The following is a 25966-nucleotide window of genomic DNA, read 5'->3' as shown; positions in this document are numbered from 1 at the left end:
AAGAAAACGCCTGTTCCGGACTTTGTGCAGCGGTTGCCCCTTCCTCGATCAGTTCGTTCACTGGTTCCGGCGAACGGTTCCACACCGTTACGTCATAGTCCGCCGCCAACAAATTGCGCGCGATTTCGCGTCCCATGGCACCAAGACCGATCACGCTGACTTGTGTTTTCGCACCTTCCATAAAACTCCTTCTAGTCTCTAAATTGTTGCATAACGCTCGCAATAAGCGGCGCGAGGAACGAGCGTCGGCTGCATGGCTTTGTTGGGCGCGCTTCACCCTTCGCTCTCAAAAGTGATACTTCTCTCGCCGCCTGCGAAACGCCTCCTCCGTTCCTTCCATAATATCGAGAACCGCCTTCGTCACGGGCCTTTGGTCCAAACCACCGCACGAAAGTGGCTCACCTTTGCCATCTTGCGCTTCGAAGGCGTAGACCAGCTCTGCGTCCCCATTTACTGGCAAATTCGCGTTGTGTGTAGCTATGATGAGCTGGCGTTTCGTTTTTACGTTCCTCAACATCGGTATAAGCTCTCGGAACAGAAAGTTAGAATCCAACTCATCCTCGGGCTGATCGATAACCAAGGGGCCGCCTTCCTGCGCCAACAACAGAGCAAGGGCGGCGGTGTTCCGTTGACCATCAGACAGTGTCCCTTCGGCGATACTACCTGCAGTGGATCCATCTGCACGAAACAGTTTCATGTCGACGGTGTCTTGGACTCGGGAGCAGCGCAACTCTTCCCAGCGCTCACGATTATTCTGAATGTACTGGAATAGTTCTTGGCTACTTGTGTCGAATTCCGCACCGGCCGAGCCTTCCTCCACGGACAAACGATCTTCAAGCTCCTGCCACGGTGATTTCGCCTCTTCGTTCTCGGAAAACAGTTTGTAGAGCTTTTCTCCACAGCTTTCCCAGTTCTTGCCTAACCGTGTCCGCCCATCAGACGGCGCAAAGCTCTGCCAGAGTTCACGGAACTTCTTATGATCCTGCTGGTACCTTGCGGAGACCTCGATGAACGGCTGCCTATCTTCGCTCAGCACAGCGAGTCGATTGGCTCGCTCCGCAGCTTCGACGCGTTTCTGGAATTGGCTCCTCCAGATTTCGTGCAACTGCTGCATGAGCCAGTCCGTGTCTCCCGCAGCTTCCTTGAGTCGTTGAATTTCGCCCCCGGTCTCCTCAATCTCCCGCTGTTTCCTTGCGCGTTCTTGGCTGATTTCCTGAAGATGGCCAACGTCATCCGTTGTTAAGCCTTTAGCCTCGCATGCCTCATTGAATCTAGAATCGGCCTGCTCCAGCTCCTCACGGATAGCATCCCAATTCGGATCGCTACTTTTAAGGCCCTCGATTTCGGCCTCAAACTGATCGACGGCATCACGGATAGTTCGGGCAAGCGAATCTTTGGCCGCCTTTACCTTGCCGTCGAATTGCTTAAACCACGCGGCATGAGGTGAGTCGCTAACCTGAAATGGCACATGCGCCGAAGCGATCGTCTCAGCCATGTTGGCAACGTCCGCGAATTGCTTGCCGGGGTCTCCTTTAACCCCGCCGAGATAGCGCGCCTCGTCTTTTAGTAGTTGATGCCGCTTGGCATCTTCTTGAATCTCGCTCCGGGCCTTCCACTGGCGATCCAATTCTTGATGCTCTTGCTGGAGCCGCTTGTAGTCTTTTTCGAGTGTATTGGCTCTGTGGAGACTGGAGAACGCTTCCTCGATCTTGAGCTTAAGCTTGTGCTCCCTCTCCGCGAGATTATCTAGTTCGTCCTTTGTAAATCCGTCCACCAACTCCATTAGCCGCTGAGCTTGCCGAACGCTTCCGTCGTCCGTTTCGGCCTCAGTTAGACGATTAAGCTGCTGCTGACTGTAGAATCGGATAGGCAAGGTATTGAAGAATGTTTCGGGATCGGCCAGTTCACGACCCTGCACGGCGGGATGGTCACGATGCCAGGCAATACGATCTTCCACGCCGTCCGCGCTGACCCAGCATACTTCCACTTCGGCGCAGATTTCTTTCAGTGTATCCCGTACCCGTGCAACCCGCTCTTTGGTCCCGTGATCAAGATCCGCCGCTTTGTCCTTTCCAAAGAGAATCCTCAGATATTCAAGCAGAGTGGATTTCCCACTACCGCGCCCACCAATGACGCAGTTCATGTTGGGAGAAAAATGCACTTCCTGATCAGCGAGGAACGCAACGCCATTGATCGAGATCGATTTGATGGTCGCTTGGCGAACTCGCTGCGCTGGATGCGTATCGGTCGCTACATCGTCGGGCAAAACGATGCGGGATTCGTGATCCAGGAATGCCTGACGGACCGACTCGATGGAGGGATTCGACATCTTGATCCATGAGTACCGGTACCCAATACTGTTAGGCTTCGGCCTCTGATGAACATCGACGTCGACCAACTTCTTGTTGTCAGAAGACATGACTGTGGCGATGGGACGGATTCGCTTCCATTCGTCATAGCAATCGTCACCTGACCGAAACAACTTCTGGAATGCACTGCTCATTCGACTGACTGGCTTGGGTACTTCAACAGCTAAAAGATCAGGGTTTCGATACTCTTCCTGCTGAAGCCATTCACTAATCCTGTCGTTATCAAAAAGACTATCTTGAAAAATGTGAGGAACAATAACAATTCCCCGCCATACTCCGTCTGAATTCGGTTTCTGGATGACGTCCAGAATGTCGGGCAAGCGTTTTGTTGATTTGGCTGGCCGTCCATCTTCTATTCGAGGCCGACCAACTCCGCATTGAGTTAAACGGTGGTCTATGTCATCCAGGCTGGTTCCCGGTTCAAAGAGGCAGAGAACATGCATCCCTTTGCCGACATCCGCTTCAAACTCGAACCCTGGGAACAAGGTAATCTTGTGCCCGTACCTACGCTCAATCTCATCGAAAGCGTCTTGCAGGTATGGAAGGAAGTCCTTGCTCAGAAAGTTGTGATCCGTAATGCCCACAACTTCCAGACGCTGTTGATAACAGGCCTCGGCAAATTCCTTTGCTGCGTCAGCCTCTTGTCCGTCTTCGAGAGGCGCTCCGCCCCAATGCCGCACATCCGCGGGTGTTTGCATCTGCAGGTCGCACTTCATCCAGCGCATGCCTTCGTACGAGTTCGGCATTTTTTGCGTCCTATCCGCTAAAAGTTCTTTATTTGTATGTCAGGCCGGATTTGCCGCCCAACGCCCCACTCACCGGAATTTTGGGAGCGAAGCGACTGAAATTTCCGAGTGCAGTGGCTTGTTACACGTATTTCTCGATTTAAGCATCAAGAGCAATTAGTTCACCATCTACGTCAAACACAATCCCATCAACAATAGTTTTTACACGTTTATTTTGCAGTAGAGTTAGTAGCTCTTTTATATATTCTTTGCTTTCCTCTATTACTATTTTCCCGTGTTCGTCAAATCTAACTTTCCAAGTTCCAGCTTCCTCAGCTGCGCTTTTTAATTTTGCAAGCCAAATATCATTATTGTAGTAACCTTTTTCATGCACGGATGCCAACTGCCTCATCAAATGCTTGTCGCTTCCAATTACTCTTGTGATGGGATCTTTCGCAGTAGCAAGGATAGCAGAACTTGAGCAAAGTGCTGTAATAGCTTCCTCTTTCTTTTCCTTTAACCTTTCATGGAAGTTCATTGCAGTTTCAAACTGCTGAATGTCAGCAATAAATACGTCGTCTTTAAACTGCAAGAAATCTATGTAAGACGTAATTTGAAACCGAGGATCAGTATCTATGTTAATGATTAGCTCATTTTGTATAGTCTCAAATCCTAAAAATTTACCACAGGATTTTTTTACTGACCAAGCTCCACTAATATACCTAAATGCAAAAATACTTTTTTCTGAATCACCAAATGTCAGTTGAATTACATACGAATTAAAATTATTTAATTCGCTTTGCTCTTGCACATATTCTAATTCACCAGAAGTTACAAACTCTTCCATAAGGGAAAAATCTGTTGCAGCTTTTTCAACATAAAAAACCTATTATCTTGGTTTGTATTAATTGTCCGCAATTCACATATATGCTCGTTTCCTTCGATACACTCAGTCACATACTTCTTAAAACTTTCCTTGGCACTGTTGTGCACTTTCAGCCGCTTTACACTAATAAAGCGCTTATCTTTATTTGATGTGCTTATCTTTGTTACGTATACGTTAACAACCGCATTCGCAAGATCTTGGCTTTTCAGGTTGCTAAGTTTGTTATCTAATGCAGCCTGATCCAATTGCGTTTGAGTTTCTTCTGCAAGCCTGCTCGCTGAAATATTTTCCATAGCCATTTTTACTCCGATATTTATTTACAAGGGAAAATAAAATGAATACCTGTTGTTTCTTTTATTTCCACTGTCTGGTTAGATACTTCGACTTTACCTAAGCAAAGTGCATTTTCAATATGAATAGGTGACCTACCTACCTCTTTATATTTAATGTTATAAAGTCGAATCCCCATCAATAGAAACATAGGGTTAAGCAGGGATATTTTTTCTTTGTGCACGAATGCGAATATAAAAACCAAGAATATAAGTAAGGACAATATTGATTGAATGCTTTTATAATCAAATGCAAATAATCCAATCAAAAAAGGTAGCGTGTAATTGAGCATATCCCCCCTAATCTGACTCACTTCTTGTATTTTAATCGGTGTTCCGCCTTGTTGATGAATTAAAAGACGTCTCATTAATGGGCCAACGATAAGGCTTGCTACAGATGACAAAAAAAATAGTGCAAGAGCCCACAAGCTGACTTTTAACTCCCAAGAATCAAAGCCAAATTTTATACCATTTGTTTTTTCGCTTATGTCACGTATAAGAAGTATTAAAAATAAAGGGTAATAAGATGATACAAATATAAAGACTTCGACCCAGACTGATGGCGCGGTCTCCTTTGGCTTATGATTAATCATTTATCTCTCTTCATCCTTAAAATTCAACCTAATGCCAGAGAAGTACATGGATACGTGTAACGCCGCCAGCACGCGCGGCTTTGTAGTGGAGGCGAAGCCGCAACGAAAAAGCCGTCGCCGTGCCTGGCCTTGTTAAAAATTTGCTGCGGCCTAGCTGGTAATAATGTCATATGCCGCAACAACTTTGTCTATCTGGACTGAAGCTGGACGACGGTCCTCGGCGACAGCGCAAACAATATTTGAATGATTTAGGTCAGGCACTTCATCTTCGGTAAGAAGCTCCACATCCATCCATTTCCCGTCGTCGGATATAGCGTGAATTGTGCTAATTGCGATGAGGCTTCCATCAATGGTTTTGAGGCCAAACGACCACTGATCCATCATCATTCGGCCCGTGTACCATGCTGGCAATATTTCTATTGCAGCACCCGCATCATTGAGCATTGCAATCTTGCGATTGATCTTTCGCCACTGACGCTCGGTGAACCAAAGGCTCCCTAAGCCTGTGAGTGCGCCAATTATTGCGATGACGGTACTGAGCATGATTTTCCTTGATCTTTAACAGCGTATTAGCTAGCGCGCTCGTTTTGCTACTTGAACGAGCGCGTGCGTTCAATAAATCTTATCTAGCTTGTCCTTACGCACCTAACCCATTGATTTTAATGCATGCTCAGAATGATTCAGCGCGTTATGTAGAATTCGCGTGCCTGCTGCTTTTGATGGTTTCCGTCACTCTTCTTGCTTTGTGGTGAGGTACGTACCCGTCAGCAGGCATGCTACCGCCACGGCCACTGCATATCGTTTTGATGCGGTAGTCCCATGCGTATCGGTTCTTTTTGAGCCATCTAAGCGGCCTTAGGGTTTCATATTAGGTGGGATGAGGTCTGTCAGCAAAGCGGATAAGGCGTCACTTACAAACGTATTTTGTGGTTTGGTGAATATGTCGACTATTGAGGAGTAAGTTTGTGAGTATTAGCTTACTCGTAAAACAACGGGCAGTGTGGGCTGCCCGTTGTCGATGGCGATTGCGTCGATGAAACAAGAACGTGAGGGCGCGGTTATTTCCACCTTTAGTGCTACTTCACGGTGCGAGTAGGTAGCCACTGCGATGGGCGTGGTGGCCGGCGACGTCGGCGACTATCATGCCGGCGGTGGCCATTCTGCGCTGGGTGCGGGCGTAGAACATGCCGTCTTGCTCGGCACGCACGGGGTGCACGGCGTCGCTGATGGGGTCGATGATCTCGGCGATTAGGTCGCCGCTTTTGACTTCTTCTCCTGGCGTGCGTTGGAAGACCACGACGCCGCCCGCCGGGGCGCGCAGGAAGTCCATGGCGGCGAGCTCGGTGGCGGGATACGCCAACGCGGGCAGGGGTGGCGCTTCGCCGTCGACCAGGTCGTGATAGCGCATCCAGTCGAGAATCGCGTCGGCGTCGCGTTCGGCGATGTCGCGGGCGACGTCCTGCTGGCCGCGTAGTTCGAGGGTGATCGATTGGCTGCCGTAGGGAATGGGATAGCGATTGCCAAAGCGTTCGCGCAGTTGCTCCCATACCAGGGTGAAGCACTCGTCGAACGAGCCGCCGCCGGAGTCGATGGCGAGCATGCTGGCCTTGGCGCCGAAATAACGCGCCAGGGGCTCGAAATCGGGCCATGCCGCCGGGGTGGTGTAGAGGTGCTCGACGGCGTTGAAGTCGCAGTGCAAATCGAGGATGAAGTCCGCGTCGCAGGCCAGGCGTTGCTGCGTCAGCTGCAGCGACTCGAAGGCCGTGGTGGCCGGCTGTTCATCGAGGGCGGCGATGAAGCGCCGACGTATCTCGGCCTGGTTGTGCTCGGCATCCTGCGTTAGCGCGCTTTCCAGCCCTTCGGCGATGCGCTCGGTGACGTCGCGATAGCCTCGGTTGAAGTTGCTCACGCTTTCGAAATCGTAGCGCCCCAGCGGAATGTCCATTAGTTGCTGGTCGAGCCCGATGGGGTTGGCGACCGGTACCACGATGATGTGCGCCTTGAGCTGTCCGGTCTCTTCCAGCGCTTTCAGGCGCTGCTTGAGTGTCCAGGCGACCAGCATGCCGGGGAGCTCGTCGGCATGCAGCGAGCCTTGGATGTAGACACGCTTTTCCGCCTCGGCGGGGCCGAAGTGAAAACTCTCCAGGCTGCGCTGCGTACCGGGAACCGGGCTCAACAAGGGATGCGTGCGATGCTGCATGAAGTGTCCTCGTAAAGGCCGGCGGTACGTTTTACCGCCGGCAATCGGTCATTGTTTACCGACGGGCAGGGAGATGTCGTAGTCGAAGTACTGCTTCATCAACTTGTCGTAGGTGCCGTCGGCATAGACGTCGCGAATGGCTTGATTGAATTCCTCGGCGAGTTCTTTATCGCGTTTGCGAAACGCCATGGCCGCGCCCTTGCCGAAGATCGAGACGGGCTTCTTGATGTTCTCGCCGATCTTCTTGAACTCGCTGTCGTCATCTTTGAAGTGGAAGGTATCCACGGCGAGGGGGTAGTCCTCGAAGGACAAATCCAGGCGACCCGATACCAGATCGTTGGCGACGTCTTGCGACGATGAATAGCGGTGGATATCGAGGGTGTCGCCGTACATCTGCGTGACATAGCTGTCGCGGATGGTGCCGCGCTGCACGCCGACGCTGAGCCCTTCGAGTGCGTCCTTGTCGTTGATGTCGATGTCGCGATCGCGGCGCGTGATCCAGACGCTGGGGGTGTTGTAGTAGGGGATCGAAAACAGTACCTGGTTTTCACGCTCGGGGGTAATGGCCATCGAGGAGAGGATGGCATCGTACTTGCGCGAGAGCAGGCCGGGGATGATGCCGTCCCAAGATTGCTCGACCCAGGTGCATTCCAGGCCGGCTCGCTTGCACAGTTCGTTGCCGAGATCGATCTCGAAACCTTCCAGTTCGCCTTCAGGCGTGCGGTAGACGAAAGGTTCGTAGGGCACGTCGATGGCCAGACGTACGTGGTCGGTATCGCGTGCCTGAGCGGTAGCGGTCGTCATGACCACGCCCAGTAGGGTCAGCGCCAGGAGCTTTTTCATGGTAAGCCTCATTGGAATGTCGTTCGGTGGGTAAGACCTGCCGCGCGCCGTGACACGGGCCGCGGCAGGCCGGATATCATCCGTTGATCGGTTTGAGATGCGCCAGGAGTTTCTTTTCCAGATAGCGGAAGAGAAACAGGATGGCGAAGGTCAGGCACAGGTAAATTGCCGCCACGAAGAGAAAGGCGTCGAAGGGTGCGTAGAAGCGGGCGTACACGAAGCGCGCGGCACCGGTGAGGTCCATGATCGTGACCACGCTGGCGATGGCGCTGGCGTGGAGCATGAAGATTACCTCATTGCCGTAGGCCGGCAGGGCGCGCCGGAAAGCGCTGGGCAGGATGATCCGCCGCATCATCAGCGCACGTGACATGCCGTAGGCGCGTGCCGCTTCGATCTCGCCCCGCGGCGTCGCCTTGATCGCGCCGTGGAAAATCTCGGTGGTATAGGCGGCGGTGTTGAGCGTAAAGGCGATCAGTGCTGGGTAGAACGCGTCCTTGAGGATCGCCCATAAGAAGGTGTCCTGAATGCCTTCGATGAACACCACGCCATAGTAGATCAGGTATAGCTGGATCAACAACGGCGTGCCACGAAACACATAGGTATAGAGGAACACGGGCCACTTGATCCACTTGCGGCGCGAGCCCCGTGCGATGGCGAGCGGTACTGCCAGCAGCAAACCGATGATCAGCGACAGAAACACCAGACGCACGGTGCTGCCCAGCCCATCGAGGTAGTAGCCGAGCGTATTGGCCGTGAAGATGGCATTGTCCGAGAGAAGTTCGGTGAACCAGGCGTTTAGTTGTTCCATTCGTCCGCCTCCCCGAAACCAGCGTTATAGTGTTTTTGCAGCCGCGCGACGATCCATTCCGACACACTGGCGATCAATAGGTACACCACGGCCACCGGGATCATGAACAGGAACGGCTCATGCGTGGCTTTGGTCGCTTCGGCGGCGATACGCACCATGTCGGAAAGGCCGATCACCGAGACCAGCGCGGTGGTCTTGAGCAGTACCATCCAGTTATTGCCCAGCCCGGGAAGGGCGTGGCGCATCATCTGCGGAAACTGAATGCGTCGGAAAATGAGCCGGTTGGACATCCCGTAGGCACGTCCTGCTTCGATCTGGCCACTCTCGACGGCAAGAAAGGCGCCGCGAAAGGTCTCGCCCATATAGGCACCGAAGATGAAGCCGATGGTCACGACGCCGGCGACGAACTCGTTGATGTTGATGAAGATATCCACATCGAACTCGTAGTAGAGCCAATCGGTGAACATATTGACGCCTATCTGACCGCCGAAGAACAGCAGCAGCATCAAGACGAGATCAGGCACCCCGCGAATGAGCGTGGTGTAGAGTGTGGCAATGCGATGGAACAGCCAGTGGCGCGAGAGCTTGGCGCTGGCGGTGAGCAGGCCGAGGATCAAGGCCAGCAACAACGACAGCACAGCGACTTCCAAGGTGACCAGGGCGCCTTCGAGAAGACGGGGGCCATAGCCCTGTAGATCGATCATGCGATTTTCTCCCGTCGGGCGTCAGTGCTTCGGAGCTAGGAACTGCTTGAGGCGGTCCGACTGTGGATTGTCGAGGACCTCCTTCGGCGGACCGACTTCCTCGACCATGCCCTGATGCAGGTAGATCACTTGCGAGGAGACGTCGCGCGCGAAGCTCATCTCGTGAGTCACCACGATCATGGTGCGGCCCTCTTCGGCGAGGTCGCGCATGACCTTGAGTACATCGCCGACCAGCTCAGGGTCGAGGGCCGAGGTTGGCTCGTCGAACAGCATCACTTCAGGGTCCATGGCCAGGGCACGGGCGATGGCACCGCGCTGTTGCTGGCCGCCTGACATCTGCGCTGGATAGTAATCGGCGTGATCGAGTAGCCCTACACGGTCAAGCAGATCGCGGGCGTGTGCGATGGCTTCACGTTTCGGCTTGCCGAGCACATGGGTCGGCGCTTCGATGACATTTTCCAGAAGCGTCATGTGGGCCCAGAGGTTGAAGCTCTGGAATACCATCGAAAGCTTGGCGCGAATGCGCTCGACCTGCTTCCAGTCGACCGGTTCGCGGCCACGACGCGTGGTTTTGAAGGTGATATTTTCGCCATGCACGATCAACTCGCCTTCATTGGGTTGTTCGAGCAGGTTCATGCAGCGCAGGAAGGTACTCTTGCCGGAGCCGGAGGCGCCGATCAGTGTGATCACGTCACCCTTGTGGGCCTTGAGAGAGAGCCCCTTGAGGACTTCGGTGTCACCGAAGCGCTTGGTGATGTCTCGCACTTCGAGGGGAATGGGTGTATCAGCCATGAAAAGCTCCAAACGTGGCGGTAAGTCTCGGTCGGCACACCGGGCGACGGTGAAGAGGCCAATGAGTGTGGTGCGGCGACCTTTGGGGCGGCTAGCGCGAAAAAGGGAGCGATTCTAGCAGGCCGCGGGCGACCGAGAAGACTCGATTTTGCGGCCGATGATACGACGTCTGTCGTATGGATGCGTTGTCTTGTGCATGAAAGCCGTCCTGTCGTTGTTGTCATTGAGTGTCGTGCGAAAAGGCGAGAGCGTCATGTCGGCGGTAGGCACGCACGCACCAGCAGTGCGGCGCGGGCGCCGAGTTCCACCTGGGCATTGGGGAACACCACTGCCACCGGCGCTTCTTCAACGAGGGTATCGCCGGCTTGGCCATCGTGCGCGAGCCGGGTGCCCACGCCGAACTCGGTGAAGTTGGGCGTTTCCTCGGAGAAGCACAGCGCGAAGTCCTGCGATTGGCGCATCAGCTCGCTGACGACGCGGAAGAAACGCACCTCTTCGAGATTCCCCGACGGTGCCGGGCGACCCTCGAGCAATGCTTCGAGCAGCGTGCGCATCCCGGATAGCGCCTCGAGGTCGTTTTCCCCGAAGGGACGCACCTTGCCGAGCTCCAGCGTGAACGCCTGCGCGGCGTGATAATGCTTGGAATAATGCGAGAAGGTCCAGCTATGGCGATGCTGATGCAAAGCTGCCTGCATCCCGGCGGCGGCCAGCCCCTGCCATTGCCCAAGATCGGTCGCGGACTCGGCGAAGGGCTCGACGACAAAGCGCGGGTAGCGGCTGTCGCGAATCGCGGTGTGCATATCGTAATGCACGCGCGGCAGGGCATGGCGCGCGAAGAAGGCATCGACGACGGCCATCAACTCGCGGGCGCGGTCGGGTTCATCGCCTTCCAGTTCAAGGCCTTGCTGGAACAGGCGATTGAGGTTGGTGGTGCAAAAGCGCACGCCTTGTCGAATCGCCTCAAGGTTGCCGAGGATCACCAGCACCGGCGCGCCGAGTCTGAGCTGGCCGGCCTCGAGACGCGCCAACCACGTTCCGACGAGCTCGATGGGCGCGGTTTCGTTGCCGTGGATGCCCGCCGAGACGACGCATGCTTGCGCCTCGGGGGTGAGTTCATCGGGGAGCAGTTCGAGCACGCCGGGCGCGTGCAGGCGATAACGCCCGCCGGGCAACTTTCCCTCAAGCCCTTCGCGCGGTTCGACGGAGTCAGCGTCGAGACTCGAGGCGAGCCACTCGTCGAGCATGTTCAATGCCCCGCAGGGCGCTCACCGCGCACATCGGTGGATTCGTAGGGAACGAAGAATTCTTGGTTGGTCATGTCGTGCGCCTATTGTGTTATTGGCTCAAGCATCGCTAATACGCCATTAGCAATATCGATGCCTCTACAGTACGAACCGGGCGCACCATCACAAGAGGGGAGGTCGGCGTAATGAAAATGCCCGGTCTCAAGATGAAAACCCTATCGCCAAGCATCATCGACGATGTCCGCGAGCGGGAGAGGCTGCTCGAACAAGCAAGACTTTCATGATGCCGTATTCGAGAATATTATTAACGTGCTATTGATAACACGCAAAATAAAAGAGGATGAAAACATCATGACATCGCGCACGTTCGGCAGGCTTCGCGCAGGTAGCGCGCCACTCGTCATCATCGGCAGCTTCCTGGTGGCCGGTACAGCCAATGCCTACTCGGCCTTCGCGCCGGATTCCCCCTATATGTTCGGTGATTGGGGAGGAGAACGCACGGCGCTGGAAGACGCCGGTGTTACCTTCAGTTTTGACTACGTCGGTGAGGCCGCCACTATCCTCGACGGCGGTTACCGCGACAGCCACGTGACCAAGTACGCCGATCAGTTCGCCGTCGGGGCTAATTTTGACCTCGACAAGCTGACCGGGATTCCGGATGCCGAGTTCCAGATAACGATGGTCAACCGCAATGGTCATACGGCCAACGATCGGCTCAGCGACCCGGATGCGACGGTCGGTGGCTCCAACGTGCAGGAAGTGCAAGGGCGTGGGCCGGTCACGCGACTGACGCAGTTCTGGTATCGCCAGCGGTTCTTCGACGACGCCTTGGCTATCAAACTGGGGCGGATTCCCTTCGGCGATGACTTCGCTACCATCGACAGCAACTTCCAGAACCTGGCGTTCGGCGGGGCGCAGCCGGGCAATTGGGGCAACAATCTCTACAACTGGCCGATCTCGCAGTGGGCGGCGGTGATCCGTACGAATTATGCGTCCGATTGGTATGCCCAGTTGGGTATTTTCAGTATCGATAAAAGCAACCTGGATAACGACAACGGCTTCGAATTACGCACCAGTGGCGCCGATGGGACGCTCTTCCCCGTAGAGCTCGGGTATACACCGACGATAAATGGCATGGACGGCGCCTATAAGCTCGGATTCTATACCCAGAATGTCGAGAATCGTGCCTATGGTGATGGCCCGGCCACGGAGACCAGTGACACCAATACCGGGCTCTACTACGTGATTCAGCAGCAGGTGACGACGCGCGGCGGCAATCCCGATCGCGGGTTGACGCTATTCAGCATGGGCAATGCCAATCACGGCGATACGGCGGGTATCGATCGCTACGTGTCGATTGGTGCGACCTACGAAGGGCCATTCGATGCCCGCCCGCAGGACGACGCCGGCATCGGCCTGGCGTATCTGCACGTCAATGACGACGTCAACGATTACGTCGACTACTACAACGCCACACCGGCTGGTTTATCCTCGCCGCTGCCACGCCAGGGCCACGAGTACGACGCCGAGATTTACTACAGCTTCAACCTGACCGACTACTTGGCGCTGCGTCCCAACCTGCAGTACGTGGTCAATCCGTCGGCGGTGGACTCGGTCGACAACGCTTGGGTCGCCGGTACCACGATCCAGGCGAGTTTCTGAGACCCTCTTTGAGTTCATCGTGCTTTATCGGAACAGCAAGAAATGCCCGGTTTCATGATGGAAACCGGGCGAATGTCGGCTGCTTGGAAAACGGTACTAGGCCCCGCGTGCACCGGTGTAGAGGGTGTAGATTGACTGGCTGGCGGTCATCAGCAAGCGGTTGCGATCCTCGCCTACGAAGCAGAGGTTGGCGCAGACTTCCGGCAGCAGAATGCGCGCCAGGCGCTCGCCGTCGGCGGTGAAGACCGAGACACCGTCCTTGCCTTCCCCGCCCGACACGCCGGCCCAGATATTGCCGTCCTGATCCAGCGTGATGCCGTCGTAGCCTTCGTCCTTGCTCGAGATCACCGTCTCGCGCTCGCCTTGCGCGGTACCATCCTCTGCCAGTCGCCAGCGCGAGATCGTGGCCGGCTGGTCGGGATAGTGGGACGGCGCGCTATCACTGGCATAGAGCGTGCGCTTATCGGCACTCAGCGCAATGCCGTTGGGCTTATAGAGCTCATCGGAAAATAAGCGTGGCGCGTCGAGGTCGTCGTCGATGTAGTAGATCGCGGGGTCGAGCTCGAGCTCGCGCTTGTGGCCTTCGTAATCCACATGCGCGCCGTAGCCGGGGTCGGTGAACAAGATGCCGCCATTGTCGAGGGCGACGAGGTCGTTGGGTGCATTGAGGCGCTTGCCCTGGAACTGGTCGGCCAGTGTCGTGACGCTGCCGTCCCACTCGTAGCGCACCACGCGTGCGGGTGAGTGCTCACACGCGACTAATCGTCCCCAGCGGTCGAAGGTATTGCCGTTGGAGTGGCCGACGCCTTCGCGCAGCACACTGACTTCACCCGTCGCTTCATCCCAGCGCATTTGTCGGGCACGGGGGATGTCGCTGAACACGGCGTAGCGGCCCACGGCGTTCCAGGCCGGGCCTTCGAGCCAAAGGCCGCCGGTCCATTGCCGTTCGAGCGGCGTGTTGAAGACGTAATAGGGCTTGAAGCGGTCGTCGAGCACTTCCCAGGTATTGTCCGGATAACGCTGTGGCGTGCCGGTACCGTTTGATTGCGCCATTAGCGTCGGCGCAAAGCTGGCCGTGGCGGCCAGGGCACTGGAAGTGGCGAGAAACTGGCGACGTCCCATCTGCATGGTGTGAAGGTCCTTTGCATTCGTTGAGTGTAATGTGTGACGGGTTCCTGTCCTTTTGAATGTAGAACTAATGTGTGCGTATGTTGAACTTATTCGACTAATGGGCGAGATGTGGCCGGCGAGTCCTTCGGTAAAAAGTGGACGCTCATCTTGCGCCGCGCCTATCAAGAATCGCCGCGAATGGCCGATAACCCCTTTGTCATCGATTGTGAAGACGTACTAAGGGGCAAGGGGGGTTAATGACTAATTCGAACGTGGTCGCTCACGCGGGTGAACCGACGGCGCCGGTGGTATCGCACGGTTCTCATGCGGAGACGACACGTACGCAGTGGACGCTCAAAAGGAAATTGTGGCTGACGCTGGCACTGATGTGGCTGGTAATGATCGCGATCGTCGTCAGCATGGCGTGGCAGAGCAGAAACACGATGTTCGATGAGCGCAAGGCAGCGCTTTCCAACACCATCGGCATGGTGCATACCCTGCTGAATGGTTATGCCGAGCGAGTCGCGTCGGGCGACTTGAGTGAAGAGGAGGCCAAGACGCGGGCCACCGAGGATCTCGACGCAATGCGTTTCGGCAGTGATCGCGATAATTATATCTTCGTCTTCGATGCCGACGCGCAACTCGTCTATCACCCGCGTCGTGACGCCGGATCGGATATGTCGGACTACGAAGATCCCAACGGGGTGGCGGTGTATCGTGATCTGGCTTCGCTCGGCGAAGAGGGCGGCGGTTATCTGCCGTACTCCTCGCGCGACGCCAGCAGCGACGCACTCTTTCCCAAGCTCAGCTACGTCGAGCGCTTCGAGCCCTGGGGCTGGAACATGGCGGCGGGTGTCTACACTAACGACATTCAGTCGGCCTTCATCGACAAGCTGTGGCAGTACGCGCTGGTCTTGCTGGTGGCGGGGGGCCTTCTGACCGCAGCCTTCCTGCTGGTGATTCGCAACGTGTATCGCAGTCTGGGCGGCGAGCCGGATGAAGCCGCCCGTGTCGTGGGGCGTATCGCCGAAGGCGATCTGACCACGCCCACCGAGTTGCGCGAGGGCGATACTCAGAGCCTGATGTATGCCATCGAACGCATGCGTCTCGAGCTGAGCAAGACGATTGCACGTATCCGTGACGCCGGGGAGGCTATCGATCAGGGCTCGCGGGAGATTGCCACGGGCAACAACGATCTTTCCGCGCGGACCGAGGAGCAGGCGGCGTCGCTGGCTCAAACCGCGTCGAGCATGGAAGAGTTGACCGCAACCGTGCGGCAGAACGCGGAAAATGCCGATCAGGCCAACAAGGTTTCGGATGCCACGACGGCGTCGGTGGCGCATGGCCAGGAAGTGATTTCCCAGGTGGTAAGCACCATGGGCGAGATTCGCAGCAGTTCCCGCAAGGTGGCCGATATCATTTCGCTGATCGATGACATCGCCTTCCAGACCAATCTGCTGGCGCTCAACGCCTCGGTGGAAGCGGCACGTGCCGGCGAGCAGGGCCGTGGTTTCGCGGTGGTTGCCAGCGAAGTGCGCAATCTGGCGAGTCGCAGTGCGGATGCCGCGCGTGATATCAAGTCACTGATCGAAGGGTCGGTGGGCCACGTCAATGCTGGCGCCGAACTCGTCGACCAGGCCGACAGCGCTATGAGCGAGATTCGCGACGGTGCTCAGCGTGTCAACGACTTGATGGCTGAAATTTCCGCTGCTTCTCAGGAACAGTCCTCGGGAATCGAGCAGGTCAATCAGGCCGTGACGCAGATGGATCAGGTGACACAGCAGAACGCGGCCCTGGTACAGCAGGCGGCGGGCGCTGCCGGTTCGCTCGAAACGCAAGCTGGCGATCTTTATCAGGCCGTGGTGCGTTTTCGCGTAGCCTCGGACCACTGATGCCGGTCCTGTAACGTTCGCCTCGTGACCTGCGATGGCGAAAGACGCGAACGCCCAGCGAGAATATCTCGCTGGGCGTTCGCGTTATGGCGTGGTGTCTGGGTTCTTACTTCCGGTCTCCTACTCAAGACGCCAGGCGTTGCATCTCTTCTTGATAGGTGATGGCCAGCGACTGCTTGGTCGCGTCGTCGAAGACGCGACCGGCCAACTGGAAGACTTCCTGCTCTTCCTCGTCGAGATGATGCATGACCATCTCCTGAAGCTGGCGCGCCGTCGCTAGCCAGCTCGGTGAGCTGTAATCCAGCGCCCTTTCAGATCGCCTCGATGATGGCCTGTGCCAGGTCTCGCGTCGTGCCCTGGCCCTTGAGGTCGGGCGTCAGCACGTTGGGGTCGGCTTTGGCGAGCACTGCCTCGATGGCGTCGAGCATTGCTTTGCCGGCCTCTTCGTGACCCAGGTGATCGAGCATCATGGCGCCACACCAGATCTGGCCGATGGGATTGGCGATGCCCCGGCCGGCGATATCCGGCGCGCTGCCATGGACGGGTTCGAAGAGGCTGGGAAAGTCGCCTTCGGGGTTGATGTTGGCCGAGGGAGCCACGCCGATGGTGCCGGTGCATGCCGGGCCCAGGTCGGAGAGGATATCGCCGAACAGGTTGCTGGCGACGACCACGTCGAACCAGTCGGGGTGAAGCACGAAATTGGCAGTGAGAATATCGATGTGGAATTGATCCACGTCGATCTCCGGGTAGGACGCGTGCATGGCTTTCACGCGTTCGTCCCAGTAGGGCATGGTGATCGAGATGCCGTTGGATTTGGTGGCCGAGGTGAGCTTGCCGCGCGGGCGCTTTTTGGCCAGCTCGAAGGCGTACTTGAGCACCCGGTCGACCCCGATGCGGGTCATCACGGTTTCCTGCATCACCGTCTCGCGCTCGGTGCCCTCGAAGATCTTGCCGCCGATGCTCGAGTACTCGCCTTCGGTGTTCTCGCGCACCACGTAGAAGTCGATGTCGCCGGGCTGGCGGTCAGCCAACGGGCTCTTGATGCCGGGCATCAGTTTACAAGGGCGCAGGTTGATGTACTGGTCGAACTCACGGCGAAACTGCAGCAGCGATCCCCACAGCGAGATGTGATCCGGGACCTTTTCCGGCCAGCCCACCGCACCGTAGAAGAGAGCATCGAAGCGCGACAGCGTGCTTTTCCAGTCGTCCGGAAGCATCTGACCGTGTTCGAGATAGTAGTCGCAGCTACCGAACTCGAACTCTTCGAAACTGAGGTCGATGTTGAAACGCTGAGCGGCGGCTTGCAGCGCACGGACGCCTTCCGGGGTGACTTCGGTACCGATGCCGTCACCGGCAATGACGGCGATGTTGTGTGCGTTCATGAAAGGCTCCTTCAATAATAAGGTGAGACGCGAAATAAGGTAAGACGTGACGTCTTGGGTGCATCCCTTGAGTCTAGCGTGCGAAATCGCGATGATAATCAGGCTATAATGCAAGTCACTCTTGAATAAAAGTGGAGAATGACGTGACGCCTCTCGACGATCTGGCCTTCTTTCAACAGGTGGCGCGTTCGGGCAGCTTGACCGGTGCCTCGCGTGAGCTCGGCCTGTCGCTGTCGGCGGTGAGCAAGCGCCTCATGCAGTTGGAGGCGCGACTCGATGTGTCACTTGCGACGCGCACTACGCGGCGGTTGACTCTGACCGCCGAAGGGGAGCGCTATCTGGCGCGTGGGTCGACGATTCTCTCCGACCTTGGCGAGCTCGAAAGCGAGCTGCGTGATCGGCGCGGCGATTTGTCGGGGCGTCTGCGCATCAATGCCACCTTTGGCTTCGGGCGTCGCCATGTGGCGCCACTGATCGCGACCTTCACCGAGCGTCATCCGGGGGTGGATATCTGGCTGGAGTTGACCAATTTCCCCTTGAGCCTCGCCGATCATGGCTTCGATCTCGGCATTCGCGTCGGCGAGCCGCCCGATGCGCACCTGGTCGCGCATCCGGTCCTCGCCAATCGTCGTATCCTCTGCGCCTCGCCCGACTACTTGCGGCGTGCGCCGCCATTACAAAGTCCGGAGGATCTGGCGCGGCATACTTGCCTGGTCGTACGCGAAAACGACAGCGACTTTGCGTTGTGGCGCTTCGAACGCCAGGGTGAGGTACGCACCGTGCGTGTCGGTGGGCACCTGGCCAGCAATGATGGCGAGGTGGTTACGTGCCTGGCGCGGGAGGGCGCGGGAATTCTGCTGCGGTCGTGGTGGGATGTGCACGCTGCCCTGTCGCAGGGTGAACTCGTGCCCCTGTTGCCTGAATGGCAGGGCTTACGGGCGGATTTCTATGCCGTGCATGAGCCGCGTCGCCATGCCGGCGCTCGCTTGAGGACATTTGTCGAACATCTGACGCAAGGCATGCGGGGCCGCGTTCCCGAATTGCCCGATGCATCACGTTAATGTCCCCATCGCTGGCCTTTGGTGCCATGCTATCTGCTATGATGTGCCGCCTTGCGGCGGGCCAGGTCGGCGTCGCGCTTTCGAGGTCATAGGGAGTCGAGGGATTGAATATCCTGATGTTCACCAACACCTACTGTCCGACTGTGGGTGGAGTGAGTGAATCTGTTCAGCGTCTCAAGCGGTGCCTGCAGCATGCGGGGCACAGCGTGTTGGTCGTAGCGCCCAAACTGGACGGTCAGCCACGTTTCGAGCGCGATGTGGTGCGTGTGGTGGCCATGCAACGCTTTAACGGCAGTGATTTTTCTCTTCCCGTGCCGGTGCCCGGTCAACTCTACGAGGCCATCGAGGAATTCGAGCCCGATCTGGTGCATTCCCACCATCCCTTCCTGCTCGGCGATACCGCAGCACGCGTGGCGCAAACTTATGGCCTGCCGTTGGTCTTTACCCATCACACGCTATACGAGCACTACACGCACTACGTGCCCGGCGACTCGCCGCGCATGCAGCGTTTCGCTATCGCGTTATCCAGTGAATACACGCGATTATGCGATTCAGTGATCGCACCCAGCGAGAGTATCGCCGCGCTATTGGCCCAGCGGGGCGTTTTACCCGACAAAGTGCGCGTGATTCCCAGCGGCGTGGATACGCGCGCCTTTGCCCAAGGCGAAGGCGCGCGCTGGCGTCAGCGCTTTGGCATCCCCGAAGATGCGATGGTGATAGGGCACGTGGGGCGTCTGGCGATGGAGAAGAACCTCGGTTTTCTGGCCGCGGCGTTGTCGCGTTTCCTGGCGCGTCATCCCAAGGCTCGGGTATTGGTCGTTGGCGAGGGCGAAGCACGCACGGTGATGCATGATCATGCCGCCCGCGAGGGCGTAGCGGATCGTTTTCATTACACCGGCAAGTTGCACGACCAGGCCTTGATCGATGCCTACCATGCGATGGATACCTTTGCCTTCGCCTCGCACAGTGAAACCCAGGGCATGGTCGTCGCCGAAGCCATGGCGGCGGGCCTGCCGGTGGTGGCGGTCGATGCCAGTGGCGTGCGCGAAGTCCTGAGCGACGGCTTAAACGGCATCATGCTCCCCAGCGATGATGTCGAGACGTTCGCGAAAGCGCTGGAAACGCTTCAAGAACCTACCCTGCATGCCAGGTTACGCCAGGGAGCATTCGACAGCGCGCATAAGCTCGATGATCGACGCTGTGCTGAGCACTGCTTGGGCATCTATCGTCAGGTGCTCGAGGCCGAGGCGAGCGCGGCGGAGCGTGACGATGGTGCCTGGGAAAAGGTGCGCGGGCGTCTCGAAGGCGAGTGGCGCTTGCTGCGGCATCGCGGCCGAGTATTGCGTTCGGTGTTTCAAACCGTACCGGAACGCGACACGGTTCAGACTAAGGAAGAAATCCCCAGTAAGTGAGCGCTCACGGGTGAGCGTTAAACCCTGGATTCATAGAATAACCGCAGCACTTTGGACCGCCAGGTAGAGGAAGGAGGACCAGCGCCGATACCCTCTCGACTTTACCGACCAAAGTGAAGCAGAGAATGGGATACCGACAGCTGACCCAAACCCAACGATACCAGATTCACGCCCAACAGGGTCTCCATATGAGTCAGCGACAGATCGCCAGAGCGCTTGGCATTCACAGCAGCACCGTCAGTCGCGAATTACGCCGTAATGTCTCTCCCGAGGGCTACGACCCCCGCCAGGCTCAGGCCCTCAGTGATCGGCGGCGACGCACTGCCTGGAAAGTGACAAAGCGACTCCCCAGCCTCTTGCGCTGGGTGACGGATCAACTGACTAACGAATGGAGCCCTCAGCCAATCAGTGGCTTCATGGCCAACGCCAATGGCGCTTACGTGAGCCATCAGTGGGTCTATTCGTTGATCTGGGATGACAAGGCACGGGGTGGCGACCTGTGGCGACGTCTACGGCAGCCCAAGTGGCGGAGCAAGTACCGTACACAAGCCAAGAGCGCCGGACTCGGCAAGACTCCGAACCGAATCGGTATCGAGCACCGCGCCGCTGAAGTGGAGGATCGACGCACGATTGGCCACTGGGAAGGCGATACAGTGCTCAAGGGACACAAGCAGTCCGGTTTGGTCACGCTGGTTGAGCGTCGCAGTGGCTATCTGCTGGCAGCTCGGCTCCCCACCATCACCGCCGAACTGACGCAGAAGGCCATGATTCAGCTGCTGAAGCCCCGGCGTGGCGCTGTTTAGACCGTGACGCTGGACAACGGCTCGGAGTTTGCCAATCATGAGACAGTGGCCAAGGCAGTGACAGCGGCGGTCTACTTTTGCGATCCCTATTGCTCTGGCCAACGCGGGACCAATGAAAATACGAATGGCCTGATCCGGCAGTACTATCCCAAGGAGACCGACTTCCGACAAGTGGCGGATGCCGAGCTGAGAAGGACCGTCAATAAGCTGAATGATCGCCCCCGAAAGCGGCTCGGTTATCGGACACCGGCGCAGGTTTTCCTGGGGGAATACTCAGGGGCCCTGAATACCGCAGGTGCTGCACTTATTAGTTGAATTCAGGAACGTAAATAAGCTGCAAAAACTAGCGTAGGTCCTCTGCTGTTCATTGCACCCGCTTTCCGATGGAAGTTATTTTAAGTGGTAGAAATCAACAAATGGCAGGGATAGGGAGATTGGATATGAACATAGGCCCCAAAACGTGCAGAAGTCGCCAGTTGGATGAAATTTAATACAGAGGGTAAATCATGAGACTCATGATATTTTTTCTATTGCTAGGGTTGTTAGGATTGACTGGTTGCACGGCAATGCCCGGTATGGCTGGACACGTCAGCTCCCATCAATCCGACTTTGACGGTTCGACTCAGGTAAGTATGGAACCGGCAAAGGTTAAGACGGGAGCACTATCAGTTGTTCTCATCGGCGCTGACTGGTCGAGTAAATCACCCGATAGGGTTATGCTGACTGCCGTTGTGCCGGGTGATTATGAGCGGATAATTTCTGACGAAGGCCTGCAATTCAATATCGATGGCGATATTGTAAAGCTGAGTTCAGATCAGGCGATTACGGACTTGGATGGCGAATATGCCGGTGGGATGGTTTTTAGGGAGTCCGCCAAGACTTTCCCGGTAAAAATTTCACTGGTTGAGCGTATAGTTAAAGCCGATTTGGTCAAAATTAAGCTGGTAACTGGCGACGGTTATGTCGAAGGCCGCTTTCAGGAATCAGATCCAAATAACGCCAAGGACGCAATAGAGCGGTTCCTTGCCGAGATCGAGGAATTATGACTGGCTAGTAATACCTGACACGAACTAAAATTACAGGAAAAAGCGTAATGTGATTGATCGTGTCGCGTCACGGTGCTACCGCTTCGGATCAGTAAGTGAGCGCTCACGGGGCGTTACACGCGCTTTCTACGCCGCTCGGCATAACGCTTGAGCCCCCACAAGATACCCACTGCGACGACGATGCCACCGGCGGCGATCAGCAATCCCTCGCGGCTTTCTGCGGTGACTAGCGACCCCAACTGACTCCCCAGTAAGGTGATGCCGAGCAGTCCCGGGGCGATCCCCAAGGTGGAGCCGAGCATGTAATCGCGAAAACGCAGGTGGCACGCCCCGGCCAGCATGTTGGTCAGGGTGAAGGGGGCCAAGGGCAGCAGGTTGAACAGCACCATGGTGCGTATGCCGCGTCCGGCAAGCAGTCGGGCGAGGCCGTTGAGCTTCTTGCCGCCGTGACGTAGCAGGGCGTCACGCCCTAGAGCCCGCCCCACCCAGTAAGTGGCGATCGACGCCGACAGCGTCCCCAGCATGGCATAGACGAAGCCCCAGGCGGGACCGAAGACCAAGCCGGTGGCGGCGACCAGTACGCTTAATGGAAAAACGACCAGGGAAGTGAGGGCATATATGCCCATGACGGCCAGTGGCGCCCAGGCGGCATCGCGCCATGACGCGGCATTTTGCAGCAGATGACGCAGCGCTTGCGGGGTCAGGATGTCGTGCATGGCGAGCCATTGCCAGAGCAGGCCACAGCCGAGCATGACACCGAGCAAGGTGAAGAGAATTCCGAGAGAACGAGACATGCGGGCCCTCTAAGCGTGAACTGCGCTCAGCATACGTGAGAGCCCGCACGGGGGGAACACGGCACTTCGCATGCCGTGTCGAACGCGGATCAGTCTTCCAGTGAAAGCGCTTCTTTCACCACCGGCCAGGCAGCATCGCCATCGGTGGTGGTCACGCCGTCGAGCATTTCCTTGACGCGATCCGGATGATCCTCGATCCAGGTCGTGGCCACGCTGCCGAACTCTTTCTCGTCAAGACCGAAGGCCTTGATCATCCAGCTTTGCTGCTCGGCGGTGAAGGTGAAGTTCTCGAAGAACGTCTTCAAGTTGGGGTGGCCGTCGGCGAAGTCCGAACTCATCAGGGTGAGTACCTGACTGGCGCCATTGCCCTCGCCGAACAGGTTCTTGCTGTCTTCCAGGTAGCGCATCGGCAGCTCGAGGTTCATCCAGTGCGGCGTCCAGCCGACCCACACGATGGGTTCCTCGCGTGAGATGGAGTCGCGCGCGGCGCTGAGCATACCGACGGTGCTGGTATCCACTAGTTGCCAGTCGCCGAGCCCCCAGGTGTCGTTGTCGATCGCCTTGTTGAGAATTTCGCTGGCAGCGGAACCGGCGCCGAAGCCATGGATCTTGCCGTCGAACATGTCGCGGTGCTCGTCGAGGTCCGCGAACGAGGTCACGCCTTGCTCGTACACGTAGTCGGGCACTGCCAGCGTCATTTGCGCGCCATCGACGTTGTTGACGATGCGCGTCACGCTTCCTTTATCTTCCATGGGCGTGAGCATCGGCTCTTGTGCCGGTAACCAGCCGCCGAGGAAGACATCCAGATCGCCGCTTTCCATGCCCTGATAGATGACCTGCAGGCCAACGTCATCGGTTTTTGATTCATAACCGAGGGGGGCCAGCAGTTGGCTGGCGATCTCGGTCTTGACGGTGATCCCAGGCCATGAGGGCACGCCGAAGCGCACTGTATCGGCCGCTTGGGCCGGCAGTGCCAGGCCGACACCGGCGGCTAGCGGTAGTCCGACGAGTAAGGGACGAAGCGAATGAGACATCAGGAAACTCCCGTTTCATTGGTGGATGTTGTCGGAGTAGCGGGCGCGGCGGTAGCAGCGTGGCGCGCCAACACGCGTAGATGCGATTCGAGGTGGTCGATATCCAGATAGGTGCCTTGCAGGTGACGGGGTCCGGTATTGGGGTCGAAGGCGCCACGACCGTGCAGCACGCGACGGTTGTCGAAGGCCACCATCTGTCCGGACTCGAGCGCGAAGTCGACGCGGAAGCGCGGCTCGCGAAGGCGTTGCCAGAAGATCAGGTACGCCTCGTACCAGGCGTCGGCCTCTTCCGGCGGTAAGCGTAGGGTGTCGCGAATCCAGTTGTTGAAGCGCACTTCGCGGATGCGGCCGGTGTCATCGACGTCGATGATCGGGGCGCGTACCGCGATGTCGCTATCCTCGTCCTGGAAGCGGAAATCGATGGGCGTATCGCGTAGACGCAGGAATGCCTCCGGAGCTTCATGACGCATCGCCTCGGCCACGGCGAAGCCATCGGCGAACAGTGATGCACCGCCCTCGGCTTCGTTTTCCAGGCAATACAGTAGTTGAATGTCCGGCGGATGGCGCCAGTTGGGAAGGTCGTTATGCAGCTCGAGACCGATGGCGGTATACGCCGCATTGTTGGGGTTTGGCTTGGACTGAACGTCGAAACGGCCCCCAAAGTTGGTGGCGCGCATCGGCCCGAACAGTTCGGTGATGCGTACGACTTCTTCGAGCTCGCGCGGGCCGTCATCGAGCAGGACCAGTCCATCGCGCAGCAGCGCGGTCAGCCATTTGCGGCGACCGTCGCTGCCGGCCATCATGTCGGCATGCGCCACATGGACGGGTGCAAAGCCTTCTTGCCATGCCTCGGCACGCGGGACGCCATCATCGGCCCGCGTTTCGGGACGACGTTGATGCAGCCACCCGCCATCAAAGCGCGATTCGTGATCGTCGGACCAGCGCAGCACCAGGATCCCGTCTTCGACGCTGGCCTCGGGGTTGGCATTCAGGAAGTTTTCATCCTCGAGCGGCATGTAAAGACGCTCGCGCGTCATGGGATGGCGGCACGCAGTGCAGGCGCAGTGATCACGCAGCCAGCGGTAGCTGAAACGCGCGCTATCGGCGTTTTCCCAGGCCACCTCCAGTGCCTTGTCGCCGGGATGACAGGCACGTAGCGCGGGGCCTTGCGCATAAGGCGTGAGTTCACTCATTTCGACGGCGGGAGATTGGCTCTGGGACTGCATGTCGGCCTCTTGGTGTTGGGTCGTGCGAATCGGCCTCTAGCATGTCGCCTCATGGCGACATTAGACAAACGATGAATATTGGACCTAAGGCCAAGCTTTGCTAATGGGTGGCTTATTAACGATCATGGGCGGAAATCCATCGCCGTTGAGTTCATCATGTCTCTGCCACCGATTCTGTGGATGCAAGCCTTCGAGGCGGCCGCGCGCACGCTGAGTTTCACCCAGGCCGGTCGTGAGCTTGGCGTGACGCAGTCGGCCGTCAGCCAGCGAATCCGCCTGCTCGAGGATCGTCTCGGCCAGGCGCTGTTCGTGCGGCACCCGCGGAGCCTGTCGCTGACGCCGGCCGGACAGGCTTGGCTGCCGAGCATTCAGGAAGCCTTCACACGCATTGCTGAAGGTACCGCCGAGGTCTTCGGGCCGCATCCCGACGCGCCGGTCACGTTGCGTGCCACGCCTGCAGTACAGAACGGTTGGTTGGCCAACGAGCTGATGCGGTTCCATCATTGGCATCGCGATGTCACGGTCCGCTTGGTAAGTGCCGTATGGCCCGGTGACTTCGGCGCCGAGGGCGTGGACATGGAGATCCGCTACGGCCAGGGTGGCTGGGCCGACATGGAGTCGGTGCTGCTCAACGAAGAAGTCATGCTACCGGTGTGTTCGCCAGCCCTGGCCCGTGAGTTGCGAACGTCCGAAGACTTGGCCGGGCATACCCTCTTGCATGCCGCCGGCTTTGCGCTGGGCTGGCCGAGTTGGCTGGCGCTGGCCGGGTCCGAAGGGCTGGAAGCGCGTTGTGCTTCGTTCATTTGCGATACCCAGGTCGCCACACTGTCGTTGGCCGCACGTGGGGCGGGCATCGCCTTGACCCACCGGCGCCTCTTCGATGGTCGTGACGATCTGGTGGCGCCCTTTGAATTGTGCATGCCCACCGACGAGGCCTTCTGGTTGGTACGCCCACAGGCGCGGGTATTGCGGCCGGCATGCGAGGCATTATGGGAATGGTTGCGTGGTGCACGTGAACTAGACTGACGTAAACGGCCCCCTGACTGAGGCT

24 protein-coding genes and 1 pseudogene are annotated in these 25966 nt (G+C 57.4%); 7 read left to right on the top strand and 18 right to left on the bottom strand.

The window, feature by feature from the left end; all coding sequences use genetic code 11:
* The 12 genes from OP496_RS09480 to OP496_RS09425 form a co-directional block, all read right to left on the bottom strand.
* The coding region (locus tag OP496_RS09480) for an NAD(P)-binding domain-containing protein (protein WP_280563374.1) at positions 1-181 on the bottom strand (181 nt) is incomplete at its 3' end.
* Between the two features lie 105 nt (positions 182-286).
* Positions 287-3115 carry a TrlF family AAA-like ATPase gene (locus OP496_RS09475; protein ID WP_280563373.1) on the bottom strand — a complete coding sequence of 943 codons (2829 nt, stop codon included), beginning with the start codon at positions 3113-3115 and terminating at the stop codon, positions 287-289.
* 139 nt (positions 3116-3254) lie between these two features.
* Positions 3255-3941 carry a Kiwa anti-phage protein KwaB-like domain-containing protein gene (locus OP496_RS09470; RefSeq protein WP_280563372.1) on the bottom strand — a complete coding sequence of 229 codons (687 nt, stop codon included), beginning with the start codon at positions 3939-3941 and terminating at the stop codon, positions 3255-3257.
* Positions 3926-4279, bottom strand: a complete 354-nt coding sequence (locus OP496_RS09465) for a hypothetical protein (RefSeq protein WP_280563371.1) — start codon at positions 4277-4279, stop codon at positions 3926-3928. Before OP496_RS09465 ends, OP496_RS09470 begins: the two co-directional genes overlap by 16 nt.
* Before the next feature lie 14 nt (positions 4280-4293).
* Positions 4294-4902: a hypothetical protein gene (locus OP496_RS09460; RefSeq protein ID WP_280563370.1), complete on the bottom strand. Its 609-nt coding sequence runs from the start codon at positions 4900-4902 to the stop codon at positions 4294-4296.
* 150 nt (positions 4903-5052) lie between these two features.
* On the bottom strand, positions 5053-5445 hold the full coding sequence (locus OP496_RS09455; protein WP_280563368.1) for a hypothetical protein: 393 nt from the start codon (positions 5443-5445) through the stop codon (positions 5053-5055).
* Between the two features lie 538 nt (positions 5446-5983).
* A complete protein-coding gene (locus OP496_RS09450; RefSeq protein WP_280563367.1) occupies positions 5984-7102 on the bottom strand; it encodes a M14 family metallopeptidase in 1119 nt (372 codons plus the stop codon).
* 48 nt (positions 7103-7150) lie between these two features.
* Entirely contained in the window at positions 7151-7945 is a 795-nt protein-coding gene (locus OP496_RS09445) for a transporter substrate-binding domain-containing protein (protein WP_280563365.1), read from the bottom strand.
* 76 nt (positions 7946-8021) lie between these two features.
* Complete coding sequence (locus tag OP496_RS09440; RefSeq protein WP_280563363.1) at positions 8022-8753, bottom strand: ABC transporter permease; 732 nt, start codon at positions 8751-8753, stop codon at positions 8022-8024.
* Positions 8741-9457 (bottom strand): ABC transporter permease, encoded by a 717-nt coding sequence (locus tag OP496_RS09435; RefSeq protein ID WP_280563362.1) that lies wholly within the window; start codon positions 9455-9457, stop codon positions 8741-8743. Before OP496_RS09435 ends, OP496_RS09440 begins: the two co-directional genes overlap by 13 nt.
* Positions 9458-9478: 21 nt before the next feature.
* Positions 9479-10249: an ATP-binding cassette domain-containing protein gene (locus OP496_RS09430; protein ID WP_280563361.1), complete on the bottom strand. Its 771-nt coding sequence runs from the start codon at positions 10247-10249 to the stop codon at positions 9479-9481.
* Between the two features lie 251 nt (positions 10250-10500).
* On the bottom strand, positions 10501-11493 hold the full coding sequence (locus OP496_RS09425) for a succinylglutamate desuccinylase (protein WP_280563359.1): 993 nt from the start codon (positions 11491-11493) through the stop codon (positions 10501-10503).
* 351 nt (positions 11494-11844) lie between these two features.
* Here OP496_RS09425 and OP496_RS09420 point away from each other — a divergent pair, with 351 nt between their 5' ends.
* Positions 11845-13155, top strand: coding sequence for a carbohydrate porin (locus OP496_RS09420; protein WP_280563358.1), 1311 nt, complete (start codon positions 11845-11847; stop codon positions 13153-13155).
* A gap of 96 nt (positions 13156-13251) precedes the next feature.
* Here OP496_RS09420 and OP496_RS09415 read toward each other — a convergent pair whose 3' ends face one another.
* Positions 13252-14283 (bottom strand): SMP-30/gluconolactonase/LRE family protein, encoded by a 1032-nt coding sequence (locus OP496_RS09415; protein ID WP_280563357.1) that lies wholly within the window; start codon positions 14281-14283, stop codon positions 13252-13254.
* A gap of 239 nt (positions 14284-14522) precedes the next feature.
* On the opposite strand from OP496_RS09415, the gene OP496_RS09410 reads away from it, so the two are divergent.
* Positions 14523-16157 (top strand): methyl-accepting chemotaxis protein, encoded by a 1635-nt coding sequence (locus OP496_RS09410; protein ID WP_280563356.1) that lies wholly within the window; start codon positions 14523-14525, stop codon positions 16155-16157.
* 124 nt (positions 16158-16281) lie between these two features.
* Here the strand turns inward: OP496_RS09410 and OP496_RS09405 are convergent, their stop codons facing one another.
* Positions 16282-16404 (bottom strand): hypothetical protein, encoded by a 123-nt coding sequence (locus OP496_RS09405; RefSeq protein ID WP_280563355.1) that lies wholly within the window; start codon positions 16402-16404, stop codon positions 16282-16284.
* Positions 16405-16468: 64 nt separating this feature from the next.
* Positions 16469-17539, bottom strand: a complete 1071-nt coding sequence (locus OP496_RS09400) for a tartrate dehydrogenase (protein ID WP_280563354.1) — start codon at positions 17537-17539, stop codon at positions 16469-16471.
* Between the two features lie 143 nt (positions 17540-17682).
* Here OP496_RS09400 and OP496_RS09395 point away from each other — a divergent pair, with 143 nt between their 5' ends.
* From OP496_RS09395 to OP496_RS09380, 4 genes and pseudogenes are all read left to right on the top strand, one after another.
* Positions 17683-18600, top strand: a complete 918-nt coding sequence (locus tag OP496_RS09395; RefSeq protein WP_280563353.1) for a LysR substrate-binding domain-containing protein — start codon at positions 17683-17685, stop codon at positions 18598-18600.
* A 104-nt stretch (positions 18601-18704) separates the two neighbouring features.
* On the top strand, positions 18705-20012 hold the full coding sequence (locus OP496_RS09390) for a glycosyltransferase (protein ID WP_280563352.1): 1308 nt from the start codon (positions 18705-18707) through the stop codon (positions 20010-20012).
* A gap of 125 nt (positions 20013-20137) precedes the next feature.
* Positions 20138-21130: pseudogene (locus OP496_RS09385) on the top strand (IS30 family transposase).
* A 200-nt stretch (positions 21131-21330) separates the two neighbouring features.
* The gene (locus tag OP496_RS09380) at positions 21331-21861 is read left to right on the top strand and encodes a hypothetical protein (protein ID WP_280563351.1); all 531 of its coding nucleotides are present in this window, start codon (positions 21331-21333) and stop codon (positions 21859-21861) included.
* 113 nt (positions 21862-21974) lie between these two features.
* Here OP496_RS09380 and OP496_RS09375 read toward each other — a convergent pair whose 3' ends face one another.
* The 3 genes from OP496_RS09375 to OP496_RS09365 all read right to left on the bottom strand — a co-directional run bounded on the left by OP496_RS09375 (position 21975) and on the right by OP496_RS09365 (position 24915).
* Positions 21975-22655 carry a TVP38/TMEM64 family protein gene (locus OP496_RS09375; RefSeq protein ID WP_280563350.1) on the bottom strand — a complete coding sequence of 227 codons (681 nt, stop codon included), beginning with the start codon at positions 22653-22655 and terminating at the stop codon, positions 21975-21977.
* An 89-nt stretch (positions 22656-22744) separates the two neighbouring features.
* The gene (locus OP496_RS09370) at positions 22745-23689 is read right to left on the bottom strand and encodes an ABC transporter substrate-binding protein (protein ID WP_280563349.1); all 945 of its coding nucleotides are present in this window, start codon (positions 23687-23689) and stop codon (positions 22745-22747) included.
* Positions 23689-24915 carry a TauD/TfdA family dioxygenase gene (locus OP496_RS09365; RefSeq protein ID WP_280563348.1) on the bottom strand — a complete coding sequence of 409 codons (1227 nt, stop codon included), beginning with the start codon at positions 24913-24915 and terminating at the stop codon, positions 23689-23691. The genes OP496_RS09370 and OP496_RS09365 overlap by 1 nt, the downstream gene beginning before the upstream one ends.
* A gap of 156 nt (positions 24916-25071) precedes the next feature.
* Here OP496_RS09365 and OP496_RS09360 point away from each other — a divergent pair, with 156 nt between their 5' ends.
* On the top strand, positions 25072-25941 hold the full coding sequence (locus OP496_RS09360) for a LysR family transcriptional regulator (RefSeq protein WP_280563346.1): 870 nt from the start codon (positions 25072-25074) through the stop codon (positions 25939-25941).
* Positions 25942-25966 lie beyond the last annotated feature (25 nt).

It is taken from the genome of Chromohalobacter sp. 48-RD10, from assembly GCF_029889785.1.
Taxonomy (GTDB): Bacteria; Pseudomonadota; Gammaproteobacteria; order Pseudomonadales; family Halomonadaceae; genus Chromohalobacter.
The sequence above is the reverse complement of the archived record's forward strand: the minus strand, read 5'-3'. Positions and strand labels throughout refer to the sequence as shown.